Raw genomic sequence first — 5,000 nt, forward strand, 5'->3', positions numbered from 1 at the left:
AAAACCGACACCAGTAATCTGAGAGGTGATCTGAATAAGGCAGAGGCTCGGGTGACTGGGCAGATTGATGCAGAAACTGACGCCCGTAAAACCGACACCAGTAACCTGAGAGGTGAGCTGAATAAGGCAGAGGCTCGGGTGACTGAGCAGATTGATGCAGAAACTGGTGAGCGAATAGCTGACACCAGCAACTTGAGACGTGAGCTTGGACAGAAAGAAGCTCGGGTTAAAGAGCAGATTGAGGCGGAAGCTGATGCAAGAAAAACCGCCGTCAGTAAACTTAAAGGCGAAATGGGTAAAACTGAGTCCAGAGTTAATAGCAGGATCGACCAGACTGCAGATGAATTACGAGGAGATATCAGGTCTGTTAAAAAAAATCTGGAGCGTGATATCAAAACTATCAACTCAACACTCGATCGAACTGAAGCAAAACTCACAAAGATTGAAACTGAACAAAAAGCTCTTAGAAGAGAAGTAGAAAGGGAAATAGAGATAGCCGTCAAAAAGGCTGTCGAAGAGGCCAGGCAGAATTTTCGTAGTGAAATGATGAAGGGACTGAATAGTTTTATGGGATCCTTTGCCAGCGCAAAGGATCAACAAACAGTACTTCGTCAAACCTTGGAAGTAGTACCATCAGAAGAAAAAGCAGTGCAATTATTGCACGATAAAACAAAGAAGCATGAAAGTAACGTGACTAGTCTTGAACAAAATCTTGATGATATCAAAGATGACTATGAAAAGGCTCCCTGATAAACCACGCGCCTATGCTGTTAAGGTGAGACTTGAGCTTTAAAAATAGCTTAATTTATTTCAGCGTATCTTGGGTGTTCGTTAACAAACACATTAATATATTCTTAGTAGTCATGGTTGCTGAGAATAGCGTCTGATAAGAACGACTTATTCCCTCATGGCTGTATTCGGCAGGAAAGTAAATTATCTATTATTTTGGCAGCTCGATGGCTGGAGTATACAAGTTTGTATTCGTATTGGTCCTTTTTCTGATTACAGCTCATTGCTGTAATGGGTGTCGTTCGGAGAAAATCTGCACAGTGTGCGTAAACGGTCTGCTAGTCTGATCTCACATGAGATACCGTCTCATTGACTGGGTGGGTGGTACGACTAAATCGAGCTGGTCCACCTTCCATTATAGCTGCCGTGTGTGTGTGACTAATCGGGTCTGGCGAAATAAAATAGACCAGAAAGATAAGTGCCAGACCTCCAGTTGCCCAGAGCAGCAATCTTTTATTGTGGATTGGTTCATTCGGATTCATGAGAGTTGGACTTTTTTCCTAAATAAAGTTCATTTCGTGACAGCCTGAATTAAGATAGGATAAGCGATTATTCATAGCCTGCATGATTGATTGTTATTGCTTCTAATGAGCTTTATAACGGAGACCGCTCCGGACTGGCTTCAGATATGTGATCATCTCGCTCATCAGGCTCTCCCACCAAGGTTATCGAAGTAGTCTATGTTCGGTTCGCGCAAAGACGATGAGAAAAAAGCCAAACGCAGTTTTTGGCCCTGGGGTCGACGTACCCAGAACGAAGTTTCTGAAGAACAGGTAGAGCCAAAGGCTGAGCCTGCAGTAGAAGACGTTGTATCCACTGTAGAAACACCCGAAGTTACTCCAGAGTCGGCTTCTGAGTCTTCAGCAGGTGTTATTGACGTTGTGCCTGAGGTTGCTGAGCACCCTGAAGATAAGCCTGTTCATCATGAGCCTCTGGGTGAATCCGCTCACAAAGTACCAGGAACTTTTGATGAAGAAGTCCCTGTTTTAGCAGTAACTACTGAAACTCCTCAAGCCGCTGAGCCAGAATTACAGCCCGAAAACACGCCTGTTTCGTTAGAGAGCAAGCCTGAAGTAAAAGGCGGCTTCTTTGCCAGGATGCGACAGGGACTGAGCAAAACCCGTAACGTTCTGGTCGAAGGCGTTGCAGAACTGTTCATCGGTAAAAAAGAGATTGATGATGATCTTTTGGATGAACTGGAAACTCAGTTGCTGGTTGCTGATGTGGGGGTTGAAGCTACCACTGAAATTATTGAAAAGCTGACACAGAAAGTTAAGTACAAAGAGCTGGATGATGCGGATGCCCTGATGGTTGCGCTGCAATCCGAGCTTGCAGAAATTCTTGAGCCTGCTGATCAGCCATTGGTAATTCCGAAGCAGGATACCCCATTCGTGATTCTGGTGGTCGGTGTGAATGGTGTGGGTAAGACTACCACTATTGGCAAGCTGGCCCGCAAGCTGCAATCCGAAGGCCGTAAGGTTATGCTCGCTGCAGGTGACACTTTCCGTGCAGCTGCCGTTGAACAGTTGCAGGTTTGGGGCGAGCGTAATGAAATTCCTGTTATTGCCCAGCATACCGGGGCTGACAGTGCTTCCGTTATTTTTGATGCCTTCGAAGCGGCAAGAGCCCGTAATGTTGATGTACTGATTGCAGACACTGCAGGCCGTCTCCATAACAAGGATCACTTGATGGAGGAGCTGAAAAAGGTGAAGCGGGTTCTTGGGAAACTTGATCCCAGCGCGCCCCATGAAGTGCTGCTGGTACTGGATGCTGGTACCGGCCAGAATGCATTGAGTCAGGCTCGCCTGTTCCATGAAACGGTGCAGTTAACCGGGATGGCACTGACCAAGCTGGATGGAACTGCAAAAGGTGGGGTTATTTTTGCGCTGTCCAAGCAGATGAAGCTGCCCATTCGCTTCTTGGGTGTGGGTGAACAGATTGATGACCTGAGGCCATTCTCGGCTAATGAGTTTGTCAAAGCTCTATTTTCCAGGGAAGGTTGAGTTAAATGGCAGTGGACAGTAGTTGCTGTCCACTGAATTGCTTGATCAACTAACGATGAAATTGAGTATTTAGCCTTAATTAAATATCCAGGCTAGTAAAGAACATCCGAGGGTAAAGTAAGGACAGCTGGATGATTCGTTTTGACGGTGTCAGTAAGCGCTACCCGGGAGGGCATATTGGCCTTGAACAGGTCAGTTTTCACCTGAGCAGGGGAGAGATTGCGTTTCTTACTGGCCATTCTGGTGCAGGAAAAAGCACTCTGATGAAACTGATCATGCTTCTTGAGCGTTCCAGTGCAGGTCAGATCTGGGTGGGAGGTCATAACCTGCGAACTCTCAGGAACAGTCGTATTCCCTATCTCCGTAGAAATATTGGTGTGGTTTTTCAGGATCATCAATTGCTTTTTGATCGCACTGTTTTTGATAATGTCGCCTTACCTCTCCTGATCGCCGGTTATTCTCCTGGCGATTGTGCTGGCCGGGTTCGTGCTGCACTGGATATGGTTGGCTTATTAAGCAAGGAAAAACTCTTTCCTGTTGCGCTGTCTGGTGGTGAACAACAGCGGGTTGGTTTGGCTCGGGCAGTGGTTAATCGCCCAGCATTGATTCTTGCTGATGAGCCTACCGGTAATCTTGATCCGCAGTTGTCGACTGAAATTATGAAGCTCTTTGAGAGTTTTAACCAGGTTGGGGTTACCGTGCTGATTGCCAGTCACGACCTGGCTCTGGTGGCTCGAATGCGACACCGTATCTTGACACTTGATCATGGCAGGTTGGTTGCAGATCAGGAGGTTCGGTGAGTTTGCTAAATAAAAATAGCGAGCGCCAGCGTGATGGACGCCGCCATACCCTCTCAGAAGACAAGGCTGTTTCAGGAAAAGCAGCCGGAAACGATGCACATAAAAGAGGAGCTAACCGGCAGACAACTGCAACTCTAACGCTCCATTCTCTGGCCAGTCTTCATCGACAGGTAGGTAAAGATGCCTTTCATCGGCTGCGGATGGCTCCACTGGCCAGTTTTCTGAATAGCCTGTTGATTGCTGCGGCCTTTTCTCTGCCGGTTCTGCTTTTTGTTTTGGTTAACAATATTCAGCAGTTGGGCTCTACATGGGATGGGCAGCCGAGAATCTCGATTTACCTTGATAACGAGATCAGTCAGAAAGTAGTTGATCAGCGTATTGTTGACTATCGGGATCATCCGCTGATTGCACAAGTTGCTTATATATCGCCTGAGCAGGGGGTAAAGGACTTTCAGCAGAAGGCGGGACTGCAGAATATTATTACTTCTTTAGGGTTTAATCCGTTGCCCGGAGTTATTCAGCTGATACCTGTCAGTGGGGTTTCCTTTCGGCAACTGGATGATGCGGTGGCCACTTTTCAGAGTATGAGTGGGGTGGAGGAAGTTCGACTGGATAGACAGTGGGTGCAAAGGCTGCAGGCAATATTAACCATGCTTGAACGCTTCTCTATTATGCTGGGGGGGATTTTGGGGCTAACGGTCGTTCTGGTCATCAGTAATACTGTCCGCCTCAATATTGAAAGCCGCCGTGATGAAATTAAAGTGATCAGTATGGTCGGTGGGACTCGTGGCTTTATCGCCATGCCCTTCATTTATATGGGCATCTGGTATGGCGTAATAGGTGCAATATTGGCCCAGGTCATTGTTTCTTCATTGTTAATGGTTTTGAGTTATGAAGTGATGAATATTGCCGGACTGTACAATAGTGAGATGGTATTGTCCGGTCCCGGTTTTGGAGTTTTAGGCATATTGCTAATTTCTGGGATGTTTTTCGGGGCTCTAGGGGCAATGAGCAGCTGTTATCGGCACTTTCAGGCTCTAGTGCCTGATTAAGTCCGTGTAAAGTAAGAAAATATCCGGTAAAGTCGATAGCCATTATAAAGCTAATTGTTGTTATTATTAGTATTAGTTTGAACTTCAACTATTTTAATAGAGTCCAAATCCACATAAGAGGGTATCTTGACGGAGTCAGTTATGGGCACCAGTCTTCAACCAATTGATATGTTAGTTCCTGGTCGTAATATTGATGCGTATGTCGCATCAGTCAGTAGCATTGCTGTGTTGTCTGCCGAACAGGAAAAAAGTCTTGCTGAGCGTCTCTTCTTTCATAATGACCTTGAAGCGGCTCGTCAGCTGGTTATGTCACACCTTCGTTTTGTGGTTCACATTGCCAAAAGCTATTCCGGTTA

General features: G+C 46.3%; 5 protein-coding genes (1 of these 5 running past the window's edge). All 5 read left to right on the forward strand.

Annotation, left to right across the window (positions count from 1 at the left end):
* Window positions 1-750, forward strand: a 750-nt coding sequence (locus GV64_RS04970) for a hypothetical protein (RefSeq protein WP_034844044.1), incomplete at its 5' end; no start/stop codon positions are given.
* 719 nt (window positions 751-1,469) lie between these two features.
* Entirely contained in the window at window positions 1,470-2,792 is a 1,323-nt protein-coding gene (gene ftsY, locus GV64_RS04975) for a signal recognition particle-docking protein FtsY (RefSeq protein ID WP_020583232.1), read from the forward strand.
* 131 nt (window positions 2,793-2,923) lie between these two features.
* Window positions 2,924-3,592, forward strand: coding sequence for a cell division ATP-binding protein FtsE (gene ftsE, locus GV64_RS04980; RefSeq protein WP_020583233.1), 669 nt, complete (start codon window positions 2,924-2,926; stop codon window positions 3,590-3,592).
* Window positions 3,589-4,644, forward strand: coding sequence for a permease-like cell division protein FtsX (ftsX, locus tag GV64_RS04985; protein ID WP_020583234.1), 1,056 nt, complete (start codon window positions 3,589-3,591; stop codon window positions 4,642-4,644). Before ftsE ends, ftsX begins: the two co-directional genes overlap by 4 nt.
* Window positions 4,645-4,785: 141 nt before the next feature.
* Window positions 4,786-5,000: the 5' end (the start) of an RNA polymerase sigma factor RpoH gene (rpoH, locus tag GV64_RS04990; protein WP_020583235.1), read on the forward strand. 640 nt of this gene lie beyond the right edge of the window; the window shows 215 of its 855 coding nt (coding positions 1-215); the start codon lies at window positions 4,786-4,788; its stop codon lies beyond the right edge, outside the window.

The organism is Endozoicomonas elysicola, assembly GCF_000710775.1.
In the GTDB taxonomy this organism is placed as follows: domain Bacteria; phylum Pseudomonadota; class Gammaproteobacteria; order Pseudomonadales; family Endozoicomonadaceae; genus Endozoicomonas; species Endozoicomonas elysicola.

What these genes read in the sequence shown, in the direction of transcription:
- ftsY (WP_020583232.1), top strand. Translation starts at nt 1,470, where the DNA reads ATGTTCGGTTCGCGCAAAGACGATGAGAAAAAAGCCAAACGCAGTTTT.
- ftsE (WP_020583233.1), top strand. Translation starts at nt 2,924, where the DNA reads ATGATTCGTTTTGACGGTGTCAGTAAGCGCTACCCGGGAGGGCATATT.